Annotated in this window: 17 protein-coding genes; 7 read left to right on the forward strand and 10 right to left on the reverse strand. The window is 66.5% G+C overall.

What is annotated here, in order from left to right:
• Nucleotides 1–125: 125 nt before the first annotated feature.
• The gene (locus SPDO_RS17035; protein WP_088366440.1) at nucleotides 126–2,801 is read left to right on the forward strand and encodes an AMP-binding protein; all 2,676 of its coding nucleotides are present in this window, start codon (nucleotides 126–128) and stop codon (nucleotides 2,799–2,801) included.
• Between the two features lie 294 nt (nucleotides 2,802–3,095).
• Here SPDO_RS17035 and SPDO_RS05230 read toward each other — a convergent pair whose 3' ends face one another.
• The gene (locus tag SPDO_RS05230; protein WP_088366441.1) at nucleotides 3,096–3,314 is read right to left on the reverse strand and encodes a hypothetical protein; all 219 of its coding nucleotides are present in this window, start codon (nucleotides 3,312–3,314) and stop codon (nucleotides 3,096–3,098) included.
• A gap of 282 nt (nucleotides 3,315–3,596) precedes the next feature.
• Between SPDO_RS05230 and SPDO_RS05235 the strand changes: the two genes are divergently transcribed.
• Nucleotides 3,597–3,779, forward strand: coding sequence for a CsbD family protein (locus SPDO_RS05235; protein ID WP_088366988.1), 183 nt, complete (start codon nucleotides 3,597–3,599; stop codon nucleotides 3,777–3,779).
• A gap of 148 nt (nucleotides 3,780–3,927) precedes the next feature.
• Here the strand turns inward: SPDO_RS05235 and SPDO_RS05240 are convergent, their stop codons facing one another.
• Nucleotides 3,928–5,241 carry a sensor histidine kinase gene (locus SPDO_RS05240; RefSeq protein WP_088366442.1) on the reverse strand — a complete coding sequence of 438 codons (1,314 nt, stop codon included), beginning with the start codon at nucleotides 5,239–5,241 and terminating at the stop codon, nucleotides 3,928–3,930.
• Nucleotides 5,231–6,592: a sigma-54-dependent transcriptional regulator gene (locus SPDO_RS05245; RefSeq protein WP_088366443.1), complete on the reverse strand. Its 1,362-nt coding sequence runs from the start codon at nucleotides 6,590–6,592 to the stop codon at nucleotides 5,231–5,233. The genes SPDO_RS05240 and SPDO_RS05245 overlap by 11 nt, the downstream gene beginning before the upstream one ends.
• Before the next feature lie 218 nt (nucleotides 6,593–6,810).
• Here SPDO_RS05245 and SPDO_RS16800 point away from each other — a divergent pair, with 218 nt between their 5' ends.
• The 5 genes from SPDO_RS16800 to pgmG all read left to right on the forward strand — a co-directional run bounded on the left by SPDO_RS16800 (nucleotide 6,811) and on the right by pgmG (nucleotide 13,004).
• Entirely contained in the window at nucleotides 6,811–6,960 is a 150-nt protein-coding gene (locus tag SPDO_RS16800) for a hypothetical protein (RefSeq protein ID WP_158212151.1), read from the forward strand.
• A gap of 40 nt (nucleotides 6,961–7,000) precedes the next feature.
• Nucleotides 7,001–8,326, forward strand: coding sequence for an efflux RND transporter periplasmic adaptor subunit (locus SPDO_RS05250; protein WP_088366444.1), 1,326 nt, complete (start codon nucleotides 7,001–7,003; stop codon nucleotides 8,324–8,326).
• A complete protein-coding gene (locus SPDO_RS05255) occupies nucleotides 8,326–9,006 on the forward strand; it encodes an ABC transporter ATP-binding protein (protein ID WP_088366445.1) in 681 nt (226 codons plus the stop codon). The genes SPDO_RS05250 and SPDO_RS05255 overlap by 1 nt, the downstream gene beginning before the upstream one ends.
• 53 nt (nucleotides 9,007–9,059) lie before the next feature.
• Nucleotides 9,060–11,555: an ABC transporter permease gene (locus SPDO_RS05260; RefSeq protein WP_088366446.1), complete on the forward strand. Its 2,496-nt coding sequence runs from the start codon at nucleotides 9,060–9,062 to the stop codon at nucleotides 11,553–11,555.
• A gap of 81 nt (nucleotides 11,556–11,636) precedes the next feature.
• A complete protein-coding gene (gene pgmG / locus SPDO_RS05265; RefSeq protein ID WP_088366447.1) occupies nucleotides 11,637–13,004 on the forward strand; it encodes a phosphoglucomutase/phosphomannomutase PgmG in 1,368 nt (455 codons plus the stop codon).
• 73 nt (nucleotides 13,005–13,077) lie between these two features.
• On the opposite strand, the gene SPDO_RS05270 is transcribed toward pgmG, so the two are convergent.
• The 7 genes from SPDO_RS05270 to SPDO_RS05300 form a co-directional block, all read right to left on the reverse strand.
• Nucleotides 13,078–13,461 carry a VOC family protein gene (locus SPDO_RS05270; protein WP_088366448.1) on the reverse strand — a complete coding sequence of 128 codons (384 nt, stop codon included), beginning with the start codon at nucleotides 13,459–13,461 and terminating at the stop codon, nucleotides 13,078–13,080.
• Between the two features lie 98 nt (nucleotides 13,462–13,559).
• Complete coding sequence (locus SPDO_RS05275) at nucleotides 13,560–14,666, reverse strand: S-(hydroxymethyl)glutathione dehydrogenase/class III alcohol dehydrogenase (protein WP_088366449.1); 1,107 nt, start codon at nucleotides 14,664–14,666, stop codon at nucleotides 13,560–13,562.
• Nucleotides 14,667–14,752: 86 nt separating this feature from the next.
• Entirely contained in the window at nucleotides 14,753–15,778 is a 1,026-nt protein-coding gene (locus tag SPDO_RS05280; protein ID WP_088366450.1) for a sensor histidine kinase, read from the reverse strand.
• A 58-nt stretch (nucleotides 15,779–15,836) separates the two neighbouring features.
• Nucleotides 15,837–16,280 (reverse strand): response regulator, encoded by a 444-nt coding sequence (locus SPDO_RS05285; RefSeq protein ID WP_088366451.1) that lies wholly within the window; start codon nucleotides 16,278–16,280, stop codon nucleotides 15,837–15,839.
• 1 nt (nucleotide 16,281) lies between these two features.
• Nucleotides 16,282–17,793: a sensor histidine kinase gene (locus SPDO_RS05290; protein WP_088366452.1), complete on the reverse strand. Its 1,512-nt coding sequence runs from the start codon at nucleotides 17,791–17,793 to the stop codon at nucleotides 16,282–16,284.
• A 58-nt stretch (nucleotides 17,794–17,851) separates the two neighbouring features.
• Nucleotides 17,852–18,610 carry an exonuclease domain-containing protein gene (locus SPDO_RS05295; RefSeq protein ID WP_088366453.1) on the reverse strand — a complete coding sequence of 253 codons (759 nt, stop codon included), beginning with the start codon at nucleotides 18,608–18,610 and terminating at the stop codon, nucleotides 17,852–17,854.
• 44 nt (nucleotides 18,611–18,654) lie between these two features.
• A complete protein-coding gene (locus tag SPDO_RS05300) occupies nucleotides 18,655–19,941 on the reverse strand; it encodes a glycoside hydrolase family 130 protein (protein WP_088366454.1) in 1,287 nt (428 codons plus the stop codon).
• Between the last annotated feature and the right edge of the window lie 10 nt (nucleotides 19,942–19,951).

Here is a 19,951-nt window from a genome sequence, read left to right on the forward strand (position 1 = left end):
ACAGCCTGATCGCGCCGCCCCGTCATTTACGCCGCCACAAGAAATTCGGCCTTGCCCTAGCGTCAATCATCCAACACTCATCGGGCAAGGGCCGAGCAAAGCCGGTGCAGCGAGAGGATGAGGATATGGAACAGCAGCCCGCTGTGACGGCGACCGATCGGCCATGGCCCGCCGTCGACCTGGCCGAGGCCTATCGCCAGCTAACCGCCCCTGGCGCCCCGTTCGAGACGCGCGAGGAGGTGATCCGCGGCGTCCGTTTGCGCACCTATGTCAACGCCATGAACGATCTGCGCCAGGTGTTCGATCTGGCGCTCGGCTGGGGCGACCGCGAGTTCATCATCTACGAGGGCGAGCGCCAGACCTACGCCGCGCATTTCCGCGCCGCCGGTCAGCTCGGCCGCGTGCTCCACGATCGCTTCGGCGTGCGCAAGGGCGATCGGCTGGTCGTCGCCATGCGCAACCTGCCCGAATGGTCGCTCGCCTTCTGGGCCGGCATGTCGATCGGCGCGGTCGTCACCCCGCTCAACGCCTGGGGGCTGGGTGACGAGCTCGCCTATGGCATCAGCAATTCGGGCGCCAAGGTCGCGATCGTCGACGGCGATCGGCTCCAGCGGCTCGCACCCCATGTCGCCGATCTGGCGCTCGACGGCCTCATCTCCGTCCGCACCGACGACGCGCACGGCACCGCCGCGATCCCGCTCGATGATCTGATCGGATCCAGCGAAGGCTATGCCGACCTGCCCGACGATCCGATGCCCGATCCCGGCCTCCACACCGATGATCCCGCAACGATCCTCTACACCAGCGGCACCACCGGCCGGCCCAAGGGCGCGCTCGGCACGCACCGCAACGCGCTCACCAACGTCGTCTCGATCACCTTTGGCGCCGCGCGCGCCACGCTGCGCCGCGGCGATCCGCTGCCCGAGCCCGATCCGAACGCTCCGCAGCGGGTGAACCTGCTCCCCGTGCCGCTGTTCCACGTCACCGGCACCAATTCGATGCTGATCCCGACGGTGATCGCCGGCGCCAAGCTGGTCCTGATGCACAAATGGAATCCCGAACGGTTCCTCGAGCTGGTCGAGACCGAGCGGGTCAACGGCACCACCGGCGTGCCCGCAATGGTGTGGCAGGTGCTCGAATCCCCCGATTTCGCCCGGCGCGATCTCTCCAGCCTCGACAGCTACGGCTATGGCGGCGCGGCGATCGCGCCCGAACTGACGCTGAAATTCGCGCAGCTGTTCCCCTGGTTCAAACCGAGCCAGGGCTATGGTGCCACCGAAACCTCCTCCGTCTCGATCGGCAACAATGCGGAGGATTACCTGCGCCACCCCGACAGCGTCGGTCTGCCGGTGCCGGTCTGCGACGTGAAGGTGGTGGACGACGGCGGCAACGAGCTGCCGCGCGGCCAGGCCGGCGAACTCTGGATCCGCGGCCCCAATGTGGTTGCCGGCTATTGGAACAACCCCGCCGCGACCGCCCAGACCTTCACCGACGGCTGGTACCACACCGGCGACATCTGCCGCATCGACGAGGAAGGCTTCGTTTACCTGCTCGACCGCGCCAAGGACATGCTGATCCGCGGCGGCGAGAACGTCTATTGCGTCGAGATCGAGGATGTCCTCGTTGCGCATCCGGCCGTGATGGACGCCGCGGTCGTCGGCCTGCCGCACCGCATCCTTGGCGAAGAGGTCGGCGCGCTGGTGCAGCTGCGCCCCGGCGCCACCGTGGCCGAGGAAGCGCTGATCGCCCACGCCGCGGCCTATCTGGCACCATTCAAGGTGCCGGTGCGTATTGTTCTTCGAACGGCAGAGTTTCCGCGCAACGCGAGCGGAAAGACGCTGAAGCCGATTTTGCGGGAGGAACTCATCGCTACGCAGACACCCGACATCGCCACCGATGCGGTGCAGCCGGTCATCAACGACGAGGCCAAGATGCCGGTGGCGGCAGCCGAGGCCGGGCAATGGGCCGAGACGCCGGACACGCGGCGCCGCGGCGGCAAGCGGATCGGCGCGGCCGTCGCGGCCGTTGGCCTGCTCGCGGCCGGCGCCTTTCTCGCGCGCGGTGCGGCCAACAGTGATGACGAGATCGGCTACCCACCGCTCGACACGCTGAAGCCGCTCGCCGACAACCTCTGGATCGTCGACAGCGCCCCGATCAGCGCGCTCGGCATGAAGCTGCCGATCCGCATGACGGTGATCTGCCTGCCCGATGGCGGGCTGTGGCTCCATTCGCCGACGCGCTACACGCCGTCGCTCGCCAGGGCGCTGACCGCGGTCGGCCCAATCCGCCATCTGGTCGCGCCGACGCTCGCGCACTGGATGTTCGTGGAGGAATGGCAGCGCGCCTGTCCCGACGCCACCGTCTGGGCAGTGCCCGCGCTGCGCACGCGCGACGCCGTGCAGCAATCGCGCGTGCGGATCGACAATGATCTGGTCGAGGGCGGCGCGCCGGCGTGGGACGCGGCGCTGGAGCAGGGCGTCGTCACCGGCGGTGGCGGGTTCGAGGAGGCATGGTTCTTTCACCGCGAAAGCCGCACGCTGATCCTCACCGACCTCATCGAGAATCTCGATCCCGCCAAGCTGCGCCCCGCCACCGCCGCGGTGATGCGCGCCACCCGCGCCACCAGCGGCACCACCGGGCTACAGCTGCGCGCCGCGCTCCTGCCGCACGCCGGCGAGGTCCGGCAGGCCGTTGATCGCATGCTGGCGCTCGCCCCCGACACGGTGATCTTCGCCCATGGCGACATCTTCCGCGGCGGCGGCACCGCCCAACTCGCCACAGCCTTCGCGTGGCTGAAGTAGCGCAGTACGGCCGGGCAGGCGGCGTGATGCGGGTGTCAGATCATCAGCAGGAACCACCCGCTCCCGGACCCCGCCGCCCCCGTCATTCCCGCGAAGGCGGGAATCCATAAACGCAGTGCCCGCTTCGTTCGCGGCGTCCAGAGTATATGGATCCGCGTTCCATGGATATGACGATAGCGGATAGCAGAATCCCGCTCTCGTGAGGCAAAGCGTTCCCGCGGATACTTGCTCTTTACCCGCGGGTCTTATCGGCTTGCCGACGATCGCCGAACCAATGGCGCGGCACCCGCGCGGTCAGTCCTGTCTCGCGCTGCTCTGGAAGACCAGGTCCTTCGCCTTGCCGATGCCGTGCAGGACTAACCAGCCGGTCGCGTAGGTCAGTACGACCGGCGCCAAGGCGCGCACCATCATGCCGGCGATTGCGCCGCCGATCGCGCCATCGAGCGTCGAGTCGTCGCCATCCGCACCGTCAATCGCGCTGCCGATTGCCGCGCCGATCAGTGAACTAAGCATGGGAACCCTTTCATTGCCGTGCGCCCCAGAAACCTCGCGGCCGGCTAATGTTCCCGATAGCCTGGGCACAGAGGCGATGATCACTGACGGCGCTAATTTCAGTCCTCATTGCGGGCCGGGCGCGTCGGTCGGAAACGCGCCTATGGAGGCCAAGCGTTGCCAGCTTAGTGCTCCGGCTGATGGTGTCGAGTTCCCGTAGTCGTGCCTGGAACTACCGGCGGAAAGAACCGTTTTGATACTAACCTCGAGCAGCCGCTCAGGAATGTAGCGTAGGAGACCATGATGGGCGAACTCACCGACAAGCTGGACGCCGCGGGCAACAAGATCGCGGGCAAGGCCAAGGAACTCTACGGTGATGCGACCGACAATCCCGAGCTGGAAGCCGAAGGCAAGGCTCAGCAGCTCAAGGGCACCGGTCAGGACGTGAAGGGCAGCGTCAAGGGTGCGCTTGGCGACAAGGTCTGATTCGATCATCTTAGACTGATAAGGCCGTTCCGCGACGCGGAGCGGCCTTTTGTCATTCTATCAGCGTGTAACGCGCGGGCACCTCAGCCAATTGCCACAGCAATGGCGTAAACGCCGGTGCCGCGACGCTTCATCGGCACCAATCACACTACAGCAATAAGCGGAAAAGCGCGCCGCCGCCCGGCGCGTCATGCACCTCCAGCGTGCCGCCATGCGCCACCGCGATCTGCCGAGCGAGGTTCAGTCCCACGCCGGTGCCGCTTGTGCGCGTGGTGAAGAACGGCAGGAACACCTCCTGCCGCAACTTCGCCGGCACGCCGGGCCCGTTGTCCGTCACCTCGATCATCACCGGGCGGGCGGGCGCAATCGTCAGGGTGACGGCGGGGTCGGGCCGATGCGCGCTCGCCGCCTGCGCCGCATTGCGCAACAGGTTCAGCAGCAATTGTGACAGCAGCGCACGGTCGCCGTGGATCGTCAGCGCGCTCGCCGCCACTGTCAGCGCCACGGCGGGCCATTCGGCGCGGAACAGCCGGGCATGCTCCTCGGCGAACTCTACCGCATCAAACGCATGCTGCACCACGGTCGGCTCGCGCGCGACCACGCGATAACTGTCGATGAAATGCCCTAGTCCCTGCGTCCGCCGTGTCAGCGTCGCCGCCGCCTCGCGCGCATCGGCGATCCGCGCCGCATCGACGTTGTCGTCGGACAGGAGCGTCGCGGTGGTCTGCGCCAGCGACATGACTGGGGTCAGTGAATTCAGGATCTCGTGCGTCAGCACGCGAATGATGTCGGTCTGCGCCGCCATCTCCACCGCATCCAGCGTTTCCTGCACCGGCTGCACCACCACCGCGCGCGTCCGCCGCCCCAGCCGGTTGAGCAGCGCTTGGCGCACCAGGGTGCGCTTTGCCCGCCCGTCGAGGTTCAGGATCAGCATCTCCTCGCCCGCTGCATCTTCATCGGCCAGCCGCCGCGCAAAGGTTGCGCCGTAGACGGCATAATCCTCGGGCCGAACGCCGCTGTGCCGCGTGAACAGGGCGCGCGCTGCCTTGTTGCCCGGTTCCACCCGCCCGGCGTCGATCGTCAGCAGCGCGATCGGCATGTCGTCGATCAGCGCATCCTTGTAGCGCAGTTCGGCATCGGTCTGCCCGCGCTGTTCGCGCAACCGCCGGATCGTGTCGTTCAGTGCGGTGCCCAGCGTGCCGAAGCCAGCACCGCCCGTCTCGGGAAAGTGCGCGGCGAAATCGCTCAGCCGCACTGCCTCCAGAAACCGGGCGAGCTCCAGGTTGGTGCGCGATACGTGCCGCCACAAAGTCATTGCGGCGAGGATCGAGATACCGATCGTCACCACCCGCACCATCACCAGTGATGGCGTGCGGAACGCCCACACCACCGCCATCAATGCCAGCAGCAGCACCGAGATGCGGAAGACCAGCCCCAGCGTGAAGCGCCGGTCAAAGCCCATGTTTTTCCATGCGGCGATAAAGCGCGGCGCGCGACAGCCCCAGCTCGCTCGCGGCGAGCGTGATGTTGTAGCCGTGCTTGCGCAGCGCCTCTTCCACCAGCCGCCGTTCGACCCGATCGAGGTTCAGATCCTCTGCTGGCCGCGCGAGCGCGATATGTGGCCGGATCATGCCCGGAAGCAGGCCGAAATCCTCCGGCTCCAGCACGTTGCGGGCCGATAGGATCGTGGCGCGCTCCACCGCATGGCGCAGCGCGCGCACATTGCCGGGCCAGTCATGCGCAATCAGCGCGGCGCGCGCCGCATCGCTCAGCATGGGGCAGGGGCGGTCGTACCGCGCGGCATAATGGTGGAGGAAATGCTCGGTCAGCTCGATCACATCCTCCGGCCGCTCGGCCAGCGGCGGCAGGTCGATCTCCACCGTGTTCAGCCGATACAGCAGATCCTGCCGGAACACCCGTTCGTCCATCAGCCGGTCGCGCGGCATGTTGGTGGCGGCGATCACGCGGATGTTCACCTTCACCGGCTTGTTCGCGCCCACCGGCGTCACCTGCCGTTGTTCCAGCGCGGTCAACAACTTAGGCTGCAGGTGCAGCGGCAGATTGCCGATCTCGTCCAGGAAAAGCGTGCCGCCGTCAGCGGCCTGGATGCGCCCGACTCGGTCGGCGCGCGCATCGGTGAACGCGCCCTTCACATGGCCGAACAGCTCGCTGTCGATCAGCTCGGTCGCGATCGCGCCGAGATCCACCGTTTGCAGCACCTGGCCCGCACGCTGCGACCGCGCGTGCAGCTCGCGCGCCACCACTTCCTTGCCCGTGCCATTCTGCCCCAGAATCAGGACGTTGGCGTCGGTCGGCGCGGCCCGATCGATCAACGAATGGACGCGCGCGATCGCCGGCGAATGGCCCAGCAACGGCGATTTGGCCGCGGGCACACGCTGCGGCGCGCCCGCCGCGGTCCGCGATCGACGCAGCGCGGCGGCGGTGCGCACCGTGGCGAGCAGCCGCTCGTTGGACCAGGGTTTGGGCACGAAATCGGTCGCGCCACGCTTCATCGCCGCCACCGCGACATGCACGCCGGCATGCGCGGTGATCATCACCACCACCATTTCGGGATCGATCGCGGTCAGCCGGTCGAGCCACGCCAGCCCCTCGCTCGCATCGGTTGCGCCACGTGCGAAGTTCGCGTCGAGCAGCACCACGTCAGGCGCCTGCCGCTTGATCTCGGGCAACGCCTCTTCCGGGCTTTGCGCGGTCACGATCTCGCGAAACAGCGGCCGCAGCAGCAATCGTGCCGCCAACAGGATATCATCGTCGTCGTCGACGATCACGCAGCGATCGAATTCAGGCCCCATCCCGTCCGCTCTCGTACAGCCATTGTTCGACTTCGGACAATCAATTCTCGTGCCACCTCCAGCAAGTCGCCTGTTCTCAAATGCTTGCTGTAGTTCTCACTGTTTCGGCGATCGGCGCAGCTTCCCAAGTCTTGGCGCCATATTGGGAAAAGCCGCGCGATTCTGGCGCTCTTTCTGGCGTGACGCGCACTTGGCACGCTGCCTGCAAACAGGCTGGCATGACCCAAGCGTCCTTCGCCCGCCTCATGCTGCTCCTCGCCATGGCACTGGCCGTCGCCGCCCTTGTGAAAGCGCCGGCTCCTGGGGCCAAGCCGACGTTTGCGCTGACGCTCTCGACTCCGCACATCAATCTGTCGGTGTCGTTGTGACCTGTCCGTTTTCGCACACCCCTGTTCGGAAACGGACGACATGAGCGTCATGCGGATGCCGCAGGATGCGGTGGCGGAGCCGCGCGCCGTCTCGGGCAGTGGCATGGACCGCGTGGTGGCGCGCAAGCGGCTGCCGCGCGTCTGGGTGATCGCGGGCGGTGCCGTCGCGCTGGTCCTCATGCTGCTGTTGTTCTGGTGGGTCGCGCCGCGCCCCGGCACGCAATCGGTCGCCGCCGACCGGCTGACGATCGCCGAGGTACGCCGCGGCACCTTTGAGGATTACATTCCGCTGCGCACCCGTGTCACCCCGCTGCTCACCGTCTATATCGATGCGATCGAGGGCGGCCGGGTGGAAAAGGTGCTGGTCGAGGACGGCACCATGCTCGCCAAGGGCCAGTCGATCGCGATCCTGTCCAATGCCGAGCTCCAGCTCTCGACCCTCGCCCGCCAGACCGAGGTGGAGCAGCAGATCAACAACATGCGCGCGCAGGAATTGTCGCTCGCGCAGACCCGCGTGCAGAACGAACGCGCGGTCCTCGAAGCGCGTCTAGCGCTGGAAAAGGCGCAGCGGCAATTCGATCGCGAAGCGCCGCTCGCCGCGCGCGGCTTTGTCGCCGGGCGGCAGTTCGCCGATACCGGCGACCAGCTGCGTTATGAACGTCAGCGGCTCGCCGTCGTGAGCCAAGGCCGCAGCACCGACGATACGTTGCAGCGCGGTCAGCTTGCGCAGCAGCGCGCCTCTACCGCATCGCTACAGGCCGGGCTGGAGCTTGCCCGCGCCAACCTCGATGCGCTGAACCTGCGGGCGCCAGTGGCGGGGCAGTTGTCGGGTTTTTCGATCCAGGTCGGCCAGTCCATGTCGCGCGGCGAGCGGATCGGCCAGATCGACTCGCCCGGGCGCAACAAGCTGCAGGCCGGCGTCGACGAATTTTTCCTCGGCCGCGTCGAAGTAGGGCAACAGGCGCGCATCGAGGCAGGCAGCCGTAGCTATCGGGCACGCGTTTCCAGGATCCTGCCGCAGGTGCAGAACGGTCAGTTTCAGATCGAACTGCAGTTCGTCGGCGCCGAGCCCGAGCGGCTCCAGCGCGGCCAGACGGTGCAGGCCCGGTTGACGCTCAGCGATCCGGCGCCCGCGCTGCTCATCCCGAACGGCGCCTTCTACAACGATACGGGCGGCGCCTGGGTCTTCGTGGTGGCGCCCGACGGTCGCTCGGCGGTGAAGCGCCAGGTGCGCCTCGGTCGGCGCAACAATGACAATGTCGAGGTGCTCGACGGCCTCACCCCGGGCGAGCGCGTGATCACCTCCCCCTATACCGGGTTCGCCGACAAGGACGCGCTCGCTCTCACCCAAGGAAAGGATGTTTGATGCTCCGGATGCGTGATGTGATGCGGCTGTATCGCACCGACAGCGTCGAGACGGTGGCGCTGGACGGGATCGACCTGGACATTGCTGCCGGCGAGTTCGTCGCGATCATGGGGCCGTCGGGCTGCGGCAAGTCGACGCTGCTCAATGTCATCGGCCTGCTCGATAGCCCGACCGGCGGCTCCTACGTTTTCGACACCACCGAGGTCGCCGGGCTCGGCGAGGCGAAGCTGGCCGAATTTCGTAAAGCCAACATCGGCTTCATCTTCCAGAGCTTCAATCTCGTCGACGAGCTCACGGTGCGCGACAATATCGAGCTCGCGCTCTTGTACCACGACGTCTCCGCCAGGGAACGGCGCGCGCGGACGGAGGAGGTGATGGACCGCGTCGGCATCGCGCACCGCGCGCGCCATCGCCCCAGCCAGCTGTCGGGCGGCCAGCAGCAACGCGTGGCGGTGGCCCGCGCGCTGGTCGCCGCGCCCAAGCTGATCCTCGCGGACGAGCCGACCGGCAACCTCGACACCAATCACGGCGAGGAGGTGATGCGCATGCTCCAGCAACTGAACGGCGAGGGCTCGACCATCGTGATGGTGACGCACTCGCCCGCCCACGCCGATTACGCCAGCCGCGTGGTCAACATGCTCGACGGGCGCATCCTGCAGGAACGCCGCCGCGCCGCCTGACGCAACGCCGCCTTTCTTCAGCCTGTCGGACCTGCCTTAGGAGGCACCCTGCCATGTGGCGCAACTATGTCACCGTCGCGATCAATGCCCTGGCCAAGAACCGCGTCTATTCGGTCATCAACCTGTTGGGATTGGCGATCGGCATGGCGGCGTGCCTGCTGATCCTGGCGTTCATCCGCTACGAAACCAGCTTCGATCGGTGGCTGCCCGACGCGGAAAACACCTATCAATTCCAGACCTATTTTCCCAACCCGCGCGACGGCCCGCCCGCCTTCCTGCAAATGGCCAGCTATGTTGCGGAAGAACGGCTGAAGAAGGATTTTCCTCAGGTCGAGAGCACGGTCTACGTCCTGTCCGGCAGCCCGACGATCGTAAAGGATGGAAAGGTCGCCACCACCGAAGATTACCTAATCGCGGATGGCGACCTGCTCTCGGTCATCAACCTGCCGCTTCTGCGAGGGTCGAAGACCGCGCTGAACGCGCCCGATAACGCGGTGCTCACCCACTCGGAGGCGATCCGCCAGTTCGGCACCGATGATGTGGTCGGTCGCACGATCAGCCTCATTCAGAAGGGCAAGACCTACGATTACCGGATCAACGCGGTGCTCGCCGATCTGCCGAAGGATTCGCATCTCAAGATCAACGGCGTGTTCCGCCGCGACTTCACCTCCTACTTCGCGCAGGAGCCCGAGTTCCTCACCTGCTGGGGCTGCCAGTCAGGCTGGATCTACGCGAAGCTGAAGCCCGGCACCGATCCGGACACGCTCAACGCGCAGCTCCCCGCCTGGGAAAAGCGCAACATCCCCGACGAGAATTTCGGCGGCACCCGCTACAACACCGGTGACGATGCCGATTGGAAGTTCGTCAACGTCAGAGACGTCCACCTCGGCAAGGCACAGGCGGCGACGATGTCGCCCGGCAACGACCGCGGTACGATCGCCACCTTTGCGATCATCGCATTGCTGATTCTCAGCATGGCGGTGGTGAATTTCACCAACCTTGCCACCGCACGCGCCGGCAAGCGTGCCCGCGAGGTGGCGCTGCGTAAGGTGCTGGGCGCGACACGCAAGCAACTGATAGCGCAGTTCGTCGGCGAGTCCCTGCTCGTCGCGCTGATCGCGGTCGTTATCGCGCTTGCCCTTTCAGAGCTGCTGATCCGGCCCTTCGCCGCGTTCCTCGATGCGGACCTCACCTTTGATTATGTTGGCAGCGGCGGCATGCTTCTTCCAGCGATCGCGCTGGTGATCATCGTGGGCCTGCTCGGCGGCCTGTATCCCGCCTTCTTTCTGTCGCGTTTCCAGCCGGCGAGCGTGCTGAAAGCAAACAAGTCGTCGGCCGAAACGCCCGGAAGCGGCCGGTTGCGCAGCGTGCTGGTGGTGGGGCAGTTCGCAATCTCCATCGCGCTCATCATCTGCACGGCGGTGGTGTACGGCCAGACGGTGTATGCCCGCTCGGTCGATCCCGGCTACAAGCGCGATCACATCCTGCAGGTCGACAATCTCAGCCGCTACCAGCTGATCGGGCGCGGCGAGCAACTGGCGGAGCGGATGAAGCGCATCCCGGGCGTGGTCGCGGTCGGGCGCACCGACATCGGCGTGGCGACGATGAACAACAGCAATTCGGGCGTGCTGGTGCCGGGGCGTACGGAGCCGGTCACGCTCGGCCGCTACCGCGTCGATGCCGGCTTCAAGGACGCAATGGGGCTGAAGGTCGTCGCCGGCCGCTGGTTCGATCCCGCGCGGCCGATGGACGATCAGAGCACCTCCTTCCCGGAAACGCCGGCGGAAATCCGCGCCTTGGTGGCGCGAGGCTCCAACGTCGTCGTCAACGAATATGCCGCGCGCAAGCTGGGCGCCCGCAACCCGCAAGACGTGATCGGCAAGACCGTGCGGCTCGGCATGGGCGCCGACTATGGCGAGATGCCGATCACCATCGTCGGCGTGGTGAAGGACTCGCGCTTCCGGTCGGTACGCGAGCCGCTCGACCCGATCATGTTCCTCGGCACGCGCGAAGGCACGACACATATGGTGATCCGCTACGACGGCGATCCCGCCACCGTGCGCGCCGGCGTCGAGCGCGTGTGGAATCAGGCGGTGAGCGACGTGCCGTTCGAGGCAAAGTTCAGCGAAGCGATTGTCGAGGATCTGTACGAGGCCGAGGAACGGCGCGCACAGATCTTCGCCGGCTTCGCCATCCTCGCGGTTGTGATCGCCTGCCTCGGGCTGTTCGGCCTTGCGGCTTTCACCGCCGAGCGCCGTACGAAGGAGATCGGCATCCGCAAGGTGCTGGGCGCGCGCACGCTCGATATCGTGCGCCTGCTGGTGTGGCAGTTCAGCCGGCCCGTGCTGGTCGCCAATCTCATCGCCTGGCCGATCGCCTGGTGGGTGATGCGCGACTGGCTGAACGGCTTCGACACGCGCATGGCGCTGACCCCGCTGCCGTTCCTCGTCGCCGGCGGCGTGGCGCTCGGCATCGCGGTGGCGACGATCGCCGGCCATGCGTTCAAGGTCGCGCGCGCCAATCCGATCAAGGCGCTGCGCTACGAATAGGGGAGGGGCTGTGCGCGACCCTTCCCGCGCTTCACGTAATTGCGCGTGACGGCCGGGGCGAGTGCCGCGTAAGCAGCGGCGATGCGGCACCGCCTTCCCCCATCCATCCTGCGCGAATACGACATCCGCGGCACGGTCGGCAAAACGCTTGCGGCGCCGGATGCCACTGCCATCGGGCGCGCCTTCGGTACGGTCGTGCGCCGCACCGGCGGGCACCGCGTCGCGGTCGGGCGCGACGGCCGGCTGTCGTCGCCCATGCTCGAAGCCGCACTCGTCGATGGCTTGCTGGCGGCGGGCGTAGATGTATTGCGCATCGGCATCGGCCCGTCGCCGATGCTCTACCATGCGGAGCGGCAGCTAGAGGTGGATGGTGGCATACAGGTAACCGGCAGCCACAATCCCCGCGACGACAATGGCTTCAAGATGGTGCTGAACCACCGGCCATTCTTCGGCCCCGACATCACGGCACTGGCGGCGCTCGCGGAGCAGGGCGATGTGGAGAGCGGTGCCGGCAGGGTCAGCGAAATTGACATTCTTGACGATTATGTCGCGCGCCTCACACCCGCCACGGCGGTCCCTGCGCTGCGGATCGGCTGGGATGCGGGGAATGGCGCCGCCGGTCCGGCGATCGAGAAGCTGGTGCAAGCGCTGCCGGGTGAGCATCACCTTCTCTTCACCCACGTGGACGGCAATTTCCCGCATCATCATCCCGATCCGACCGAAGAAGCCAACCTTGCCGATCTTCAGACGCTGGTGGCGCGTGAAAGGCTCCATTTCGGGGTTGCTTTCGATGGGGATGGCGACCGCATCGGTGCGGTGGATGGCGAGGGGCGCGTGGTCGCCGGCGATCAGCTGCTCGCGATCCTGGCCGAGCGCGTGCTGCGCGACCGGCCCGGCGCCGCGATCGTCGCCGACGTGAAGGCCAGCGCCACCTTGTTCGATCGTATTGCCGAGCTCGGTGGCGAGCCGGTGATGTGGAAAAGCGGCCACAGCAACATCAAGACGATGATGCACGAGATCGGCGCCCCGCTCGCCGGCGAGATGAGCGGCCACATCTTCTTTGGCGAGCTCGGCGGGCACGATGACGCGCTCTACGCCGCGGTGCAGCTGATCCGGGCAGTCGGGGAGAGCGGACAAACGCTCGGCGCCCTGCGCGACGCCATGCCCGATGTCGTCGCGACGCCCGAGCTACGCTTCGCAGTGGACGAGGCGCGCCGCGAAGCGGTGGTGCAGGAGGTGCTCGATCGGCTGGCGGCGGAGGGCGCCACGGTCGATCGTACCGACGGCGCACGCGTCACCACAAAGGACGGCTGGTGGCTGCTGCGCGCCTCGAACACCCAGGCGATGCTCACCGCCCGCGCCGAGGCGCGCGATCAGGCGGCGCTTGATCGACTGGTGGCCGCAATCGACCGGCAACTGGCGCTCAGCGGCGTGACGCGAACGGCGTAAGCGCGCGCAAACGGGTGGGGAGAAGCCGGCGCGACCGCAACGGCGCGCCATGCTTCCCCAATCCGTTATGCGGTTACGCGCCCATACGGTGCATCGCGCACAGCTTGTTGCCGTCCGGATCACGCAGATAGGCGAGATACAGATCGCCGAACCCGGCCGACCGCACCCCCGGCGCATCCTCGATCGGCTCGCCGCCATTCTCCACGCCGGCCTTGTGCCACGCATCCGCCTGCTCCGGCCCGGACACGGCAAAGCCGATCGTACCGCCATTGGCATGGCACGCCGGTTCGCCATCGATCGGCTTGCTGACGAGGAACAGCCCGCCGTTGTTCATGTAGATCAGGCGGCCCTTGTCGTCCTCGATCCCCGGCTTGCCGCCGAGCGCCGCGAAAGTGGCGTCGTAGAATTTGCGCGACCGTGCGATGTCGTTCGATCCAACCATGACGTGGCTGAACATAGGTCCTCTCCCCTTGGTTTAGCGGGCCGTCATGCCGCGCGGCCGAGCGTTAGTCGAGGGGGAGGCAATGCGCCGCCCCGCTCGCCCACGGCCGCGGATCAATAAACGACGACGCTGCGGATGCTCTCGCCCGCGTGCATCAGGTCGAAGCCCTTGTTGATCTCGTCCAGGCTCAGTCGATGCGTGATCATCGGATCGATCTGGATCAGGCCGTTCATGTACCAGTCGACGATCGTCGGCACGTCGGTGCGCCCGCGCGCGCCGCCGAACGCCGATCCCTTCCAGACGCGCCCGGTGACGAGCTGGAACGGCCGTGTCGCGATCTCCTTGCCGGCCTCCGCGACGCCGATGACGATCGATTCGCCCCAGCCGCGATGCGCGCTCTCCAGCGCCTGGCGCATCACCACCGTATTGCCCGTGCAATCGAACGTATAATCGCCGCCGCCATCGGTCATCGCGATCAGATGCTGCACGACGTCGCCGACGTTCTTGGGGTTGACGAAGTCGGTCATGCCGAACTTGCGGCCCCATTCCTCGCGATCCGGATTGATGTCGACGCCCACGATCCGCGCCGCACCGGCAAACTTGGCACCCTGAATGACGTTCAGGCCGATGCCGCCCAACCCGAACACGATCACCGTCGCGCCCGGCTCGACCTTGGCTGTGTTCACGACTGCGCCAACGCCGGTGGTGACGCCGCAGCCGATGTAGCAGCTGGTGTCGAACGGCGCGTCGGGCCGAATCTTCGCCACCGCGATCTCCGGCAGCACGGTGAAGTTCGAAAAGGTCGAGCAGCCCATATAGTGGAAGATCTGCTGCCCCTTGTAGCTGAAGCGGCTGGTGCCGTCGGGCATCAGCCCCTTGCCCTGCGTCGCGCGGATCGCGGTGCACAGGTTGGTCTTCTGGCTGAGGCACGATTTACACTGGCGGCATTCGGGGGTGTAGAGCGGGATCACGTGATCGTCCGGTGCGACGCTCGTCACGCCGGGCCCGACCTCGCGCACGATCCCGCATCCCTCATGACCAAGCACCGAAGGGAAGAGGCCCTCCGAATCGAGCCCGTCGAGCGTATAGGCGTCGGTATGGCAGATGCCGGTCGCCATGATCTCGACCAGCACCTCGCCCGCCTTCGGCCCTTCCAGGTCGAGCTCGACGATCTCCAATGGCTTTTTGGCCTCAAAGGCGACGGCGGCACGGGTCTTCATAAGGGGCGCTCCTTGGTTGGGCTCGCGCGCCTTCTACGGTGATGGGCCGAGATTTCCAGCACCCGCCCGAGTTGGCGGCGCCGCGCTCAGGCCAGCGCGACCCGCAGCACCGCGCGCGTGCCGCGATGCGCCTGGTCATATTCGATGCTCGACTGCAGGCTCTGCGCCATTGCCCGGATCAGCTTGGTGCCGACGCCCGTGCCACCCGGCGAGATGGCGCCCGACATGCCGACGCCGTCATCCTCCACCGCCAGCAGGAACAGGTCATCGCCCTCGCGATGCAACCCGATCCGCACCTCGCCGCTGCCGCTCGGATAGGCATATTTGCACGCGTTGCTGACCAGTTCGGTCACGATCACGCCCAGCGAGACGGCGCGATCGGTCGGCAGGCGGATGGGATCGGCGACCAGCCGCAGCGCGCGGGGGCGATCGTCGGTCGACCATGTCTGCGCCAGTTCATCGACCAGCGTGGTGAGATATTCGCGCATGTCGACCTGCTCGACATCGCCGCCCGTGTAGAGCCGCCGATGCACCTGCGCGATCGCGCTGATGCGCCGCTGCGTATCCTCCAGTGCGGTGCGCGCGCCCGGATCGCTGAGCGCGCCGGCCTGAAGCCGCACCATCGCGGACACCAGCTGCAGCGAATTGGCGACGCGATGATTCACCTCGGCGAGCAGCGCCTCGAGCCGGGCATTGGAAAGCCGCAGCGATTCCTCCGCCGCCGCATTCTGCTTCTCCAGCTTCGCATGCGACACCACGGTGCGGAAAGACGCGTCGAGCAGGTCGAAGAAATCGTCGCCGACCGATTTCACCACATAATCGGATGCTCCCGCACGCAGCGCCGCAACCGCTACCCGCTGCTCCTCCGACCCGGTGACATAGACGACGCTCGGCGGGTCGGGCAGCGCGCGGAGTCGCGACAGCGTCTCCAGCCCGTCGATGCCCGGCATGTAATGGTCGACCGCCACCAGGCTGAAATGCTGCTCGGCGGCGATACGCACGCCCAGTTCGCCGCCGTCGGCGGTGGTGACGTCCCAGCCGCGCCGCGCCAGCGCACGCGACGCGAGGCGGCGGATGCCCTCGTCATCGTCGATGTAGAGGATGCGATCCATCAGGTGCGGCCGATCGGCGCGGCGCTGCGCTGGCAGAAGGTCAAGGCGCGTGCCGCCATCATTCCTCGATGTCGGGAACCTGAATCACCGACAGGAACAGGCCGAGTTGGCGGATCGCCTGTGCGAAGCTTTCGTAATTCACCGGCTTGGTGATGTAGACGTTGGCGCCCAGATCGTAGCAGCGCTGGATCTCGCGGCTGTCGTCGGTGGTGGTCAGCACCACGACCGGGGTCCGCTTTACCGGCCCGTCGGACTGCTTGATCTTGGCGAGGATGTCCGTGCCGCTCATGTCGGGCAGGTTGAGGTCCAGCAGCACCAGCGCCGGACCGTTCAGCATCGGGCCGTGCGGCGAGTTGAACAGGTAATCGAGCGCGCTCGTGCCATCGAGGAAATGCTTGATGTCGTTCATGATGCCGGCGCGTCGGATGTTCTTCTCGATCAGGCGCGCATGGCCCTCGTCATCCTCGATCATCACGATGCTGACGGATTGATGTGCGTTCATCTCAAGACTTTTCCTGCAAGCTCAGCGTCGGCGGCAGCGATAGGCGGAATGTTGCGCCTTCGCCAAGCGCCGAGCGCAAGGTAATGGTACCACCCAGCCGGTAGGCAAGGGCGCGAACATGGGCGAGGCCGATGCCTTCGCCCGGCTGGTCCTGCGTGCCGGACCGGCGGAACAGGTCGAACACGCGCTCGTGATCGCGCGGATCGATGCCGCGGCCGTTGTCCGAAACCTCGATCCAGACGCGATCGGCGGCAGCCGCGCCGCGCACCTGCACTTCGACCGCGCGGTCGGGATGCCGATACTTGACCGCATTCTCGATCAGGTTGGACAGGATCTGCTCGATCGCCACCCGGTCGCTGACCAGCGCGGGCAGCGAGCCGACCACGTCGATGCTGGCGCCGGTCTCGTCCAGCCGGTGCGCCATGGAGTCGCGAATCTGGCCCACCATGCGCATCAGGTCGAGCGGCTCGGGCGCGAGCACGCGGCGGCCCTGCCGCGACAACGCCAGGATGGCGTTGATCAGGCGATCCATCTTCTGCGTCGAGGTGCGGATGAAACCGATCGCCTCGGGCAGGTCCTCGCGCGCGGCGAGCTGCGCATCTTCGGTCAGGATGGCGGGCGCTTCTTCTTGTGCGCGCTCCACCAGCTCGCGCAGCGTCGCGGTTGCGGCCTCCAGTTCGGCAGTGAAGCCCATCACGTTCACCAACGGCGAGCGCAGGTCATGGCTGACGATATAGGCGAACCGCTGGATTTCGTCGTTGGCGCGCGACAGATCGGAGGTGCGATCGACCACGATCGCCTCCAGGCTTTCGTTCAGCTGCTGCAACTGCTCGCGCGATTGCGCCAGGTCGCCGGTATAGCGCACCACCACCAGCAACGCGGCGATCGCCACCGCACCCAGCAGCAGCCCCGCGACCACCAGCACCGTGTAGAACAGGCTGATGCTGCGTTCCTGCTGTGCGTCGCGCGTGCGCAACAGGTTGCGCTCCTCGCGCGCCATCAGGTCGAACACCGCGCGGATCTGGCGCAGGCGCACGCTGCTCAGTTCCTCGCGAAACCGTTCGGTCGCCTCGGCGATGTCACCGGCGACGATCAGCTCCATCGATTCGGCACGCAGCGCCAGCAGCTCGCGCAGATGCTTGTCCAGCGTGCGCAGATGCACCTGCTGGCGCGGATTGTCATAGGTCAGCTGCCGCAGCCGCTTGGTGGCAACCGGCAGGGCGGCGGCTGTTGTGTTATACGCATCGAGAAAGCTGGCCGTGGTGGGCGAGAGCAGAAAGCCGCGCCGCGTCGTTTCGCCCTGCTCGATCAGCCGGCGGGTTTCGGCGATCGACAGCTCCACCTCGTAGGTGTGCGACACGGCTTGGCTGTGCCTTGCCATCTCGCCCGTGACCCAGGCGGCGGCGATGCCCGCGGCGATCAGCGCCACGAAGCCGACCGCCATGAAGGCGATCAGCACGCGTCCGATCTTGCCGTCGTTCACGGCGAAGCTGTGCCCCTGTTCCCCGGCCATCGACGAAGCGTCTAGGAGCGGATTTCTTAAAACGCCAGACGTGCTGTCTTGATCGGCATCAAAGCAGCAGGTCCTGTGCGCTCATCCGCCCGACCAGCCCGCCACCGCGCCGACGCGCCAGCTCCGTCTCCGCGGTGAAGCGCACGTCGGGATCGCGATCGGTCAGGAATTTGACCAGGCTTTCGTCCTCGATCTCGTTCCACGGCTTGCCGCGATCGGCGCCGAAACGAACGCGCGGCAGCAGCGCAGGAATGCTCGACCATTCGATCAGCTGCGCGACGCTCGCCTCGTTCAGCATGTCGCGCAGGTGAAAGGCGGTAACATAGGCGTCCGGGAACGCGCGATGCGCCGGCAGACCGCGCTCATGCTGCAGTCCGTCGGGCTTGCGCCAATAGCGCAGCACCTGGTTGGAGAAGCTGGGCGAATCGGGCCATAGCCGCAGCGCGCATTTCCAGGTGCAGATCCACTCCGCGCCATGCGTCAGTGCGCTGGTGCAGAATTGCTCCTCGAACGCGGCGCGATGCGCGGCCAGCGCCACGCGGCGCGGATAGGGATCAAGGATGCCACGCGCGATGTCGTGCCACCATGGCGCATCCGCGACGTCCTCGTCACGGATGTGGTGCACCGCCTGGGTGACGGGCGGCATCGAACGTCCGGGATTGACGAACCGCTGCCCGCCTTCGCCATAGATTTCCCAGCGGCCATCCTCACCCAGTGCGACATCCTGCCAGCCGATCTCGCACACGCCATGCTGCGGCGGCGCGTTGCCGGTGGTTTCCAGATCGATGACGCGGATGATGCTTGGCTGGCGACGCATGGAGGTCATGTGGGGGCTTGCGGCCCCGCTGTCACCTGCCAGCGTCAGGCCGGCACCATCACCGACAGCAGATCGTCGACCTCGCCCACGGCAAAGGCGCTATATTCGTCGCCGATGGCGTAGGGCAGCAGGATGCGCCGCTTGTGGAGCAGCGCGCCGCAGCTGTACGTCACATTGGGCACATAGCCGCCACGCTGTTCGGCGCTCGGGAACAGCAACGGCGAAGGCGTGCGCGCCAGCACGCGCGACGGGTCCGCTCTGTCGAGCAGGCAGGCGCCGATGCAATAGCCGCGGATCATGCCGACACCGTGCGTGAAGACCAGCCAGCCTTCGTCGAGCTCGATCGGCGAGCCGCAATTGCCCATCTGGACGAACTCCCACGGGTATTTCGGCCCCATGATCCGCTCGCCACCCTCCCAGTGATCCAGCCGGTCGGAGCGTAGCAGCCAGATGTTCTCGTTATCCTGCCGGCCGAGCATCACGAACTGGCCGCCGATCTTGCGCGGAAACAGCGCCATGCCCTTGTACGGTGCCATCGCGCCGGTCAGCGGGCGCATCTCCACCGTACGCATGTTGACGCCACGCAGCAGCTCCTCGCGCGCCATCACCCCGTCATAGGCGGTGTAGGTGCCGATCATGCTGCGGCTGCCGTCGTCGTCGGTGAACCGCACCATGCGCAGATCCTCGATGCCCGATCGCTGGCTGGGCAGGACCGGGAACAGCACGGTCTCCGACACATCGTCGCTTTCGCCGCACAAGAGGCGGATCCAGCCGTCCACCTCCGTGTCGATCTGCGGCGGCACGCCGTGCTCGCTGGCCGGGTTGATGACGACTTCGTTGCCGCCGTCCCACGTTCCGGTGCGGAAGGTGACCGACGAAATATGCCCTTCGCCGATCCCGCGCAGCGACAGCAGAAAGGAAACGGTCGCGGGATCGTCATCGGCGTCGGGCAGCGGGATGATGCTGGGGTTGAACAGCGCGGCCGCCTCGAACGCATATTCCTGGCTGAAATAGGCGCCCAGCAGCAGGCGATCCGTCTCGTCCAGATCGGCCGGCAAGGTCAGGCTGCCGGCCACGTCGTTGAACCGGCGCAGGAAGGTCGCATCGGCATTCGCGTGGCGCTCGTGCATCGGCTGCGCGATCAGGCTCCACATGCGGGCACGCATCGACGTGTCCAGCGAGAGCAATCGATCGGCCACTTGCTGCATGCGAGAAGGCCGATCCTTTCCGAACGGCTCCGGATAGCCGAAGCTGAACGGCCGAATGACGGTGCGGGACGGATCCGGCTTCAACTCGATCGATAGGGTGGTGAACACGTCTGCTGCGTTCATGGTCAAGCCT

Source organism: Sphingomonas dokdonensis, from assembly GCF_002197685.1.
GTDB classification, from domain to species: Bacteria; Pseudomonadota; Alphaproteobacteria; order Sphingomonadales; family Sphingomonadaceae; genus Sphingomonas; species Sphingomonas dokdonensis.

What these genes read in the sequence shown, in the direction of transcription:
- SPDO_RS05240 (WP_088366442.1), bottom strand. Translation starts at nt 5,241, where the DNA reads ATGGGCTTTGACCGGCGCTTCACGCTGGGGCTGGTCTTCCGCATCTCG.
- SPDO_RS16800 (WP_158212151.1), top strand. Translation starts at nt 6,811, where the DNA reads ATGACCCAAGCGTCCTTCGCCCGCCTCATGCTGCTCCTCGCCATGGCA.
- SPDO_RS05230 (WP_088366441.1), bottom strand. Translation starts at nt 3,314, where the DNA reads ATGCTTAGTTCACTGATCGGCGCGGCAATCGGCAGCGCGATTGACGGT.
- SPDO_RS05255 (WP_088366445.1), top strand. Translation starts at nt 8,326, where the DNA reads ATGCTCCGGATGCGTGATGTGATGCGGCTGTATCGCACCGACAGCGTC.
- SPDO_RS05235 (WP_088366988.1), top strand. Translation starts at nt 3,597, where the DNA reads ATGGGCGAACTCACCGACAAGCTGGACGCCGCGGGCAACAAGATCGCG.
- SPDO_RS05270 (WP_088366448.1), bottom strand. Translation starts at nt 13,461, where the DNA reads ATGTTCAGCCACGTCATGGTTGGATCGAACGACATCGCACGGTCGCGC.
- SPDO_RS05290 (WP_088366452.1), bottom strand. Translation starts at nt 17,793, where the DNA reads ATGGCCGGGGAACAGGGGCACAGCTTCGCCGTGAACGACGGCAAGATC.
- SPDO_RS05245 (WP_088366443.1), bottom strand. Translation starts at nt 6,592, where the DNA reads ATGGGGCCTGAATTCGATCGCTGCGTGATCGTCGACGACGACGATGAT.
- SPDO_RS05300 (WP_088366454.1), bottom strand. Translation starts at nt 19,941, where the DNA reads ATGAACGCAGCAGACGTGTTCACCACCCTATCGATCGAGTTGAAGCCG.
- SPDO_RS05260 (WP_088366446.1), top strand. Translation starts at nt 9,060, where the DNA reads ATGTGGCGCAACTATGTCACCGTCGCGATCAATGCCCTGGCCAAGAAC.
- SPDO_RS05285 (WP_088366451.1), bottom strand. Translation starts at nt 16,280, where the DNA reads ATGAACGCACATCAATCCGTCAGCATCGTGATGATCGAGGATGACGAG.
- pgmG (WP_088366447.1), top strand. Translation starts at nt 11,637, where the DNA reads ATGCGGCACCGCCTTCCCCCATCCATCCTGCGCGAATACGACATCCGC.
- SPDO_RS05275 (WP_088366449.1), bottom strand. Translation starts at nt 14,666, where the DNA reads ATGAAGACCCGTGCCGCCGTCGCCTTTGAGGCCAAAAAGCCATTGGAG.
- SPDO_RS05280 (WP_088366450.1), bottom strand. Translation starts at nt 15,778, where the DNA reads ATGGATCGCATCCTCTACATCGACGATGACGAGGGCATCCGCCGCCTC.
- SPDO_RS05250 (WP_088366444.1), top strand. Translation starts at nt 7,001, where the DNA reads ATGAGCGTCATGCGGATGCCGCAGGATGCGGTGGCGGAGCCGCGCGCC.
- SPDO_RS05295 (WP_088366453.1), bottom strand. Translation starts at nt 18,610, where the DNA reads ATGCGTCGCCAGCCAAGCATCATCCGCGTCATCGATCTGGAAACCACC.
- SPDO_RS17035 (WP_088366440.1), top strand. Translation starts at nt 126, where the DNA reads ATGGAACAGCAGCCCGCTGTGACGGCGACCGATCGGCCATGGCCCGCC.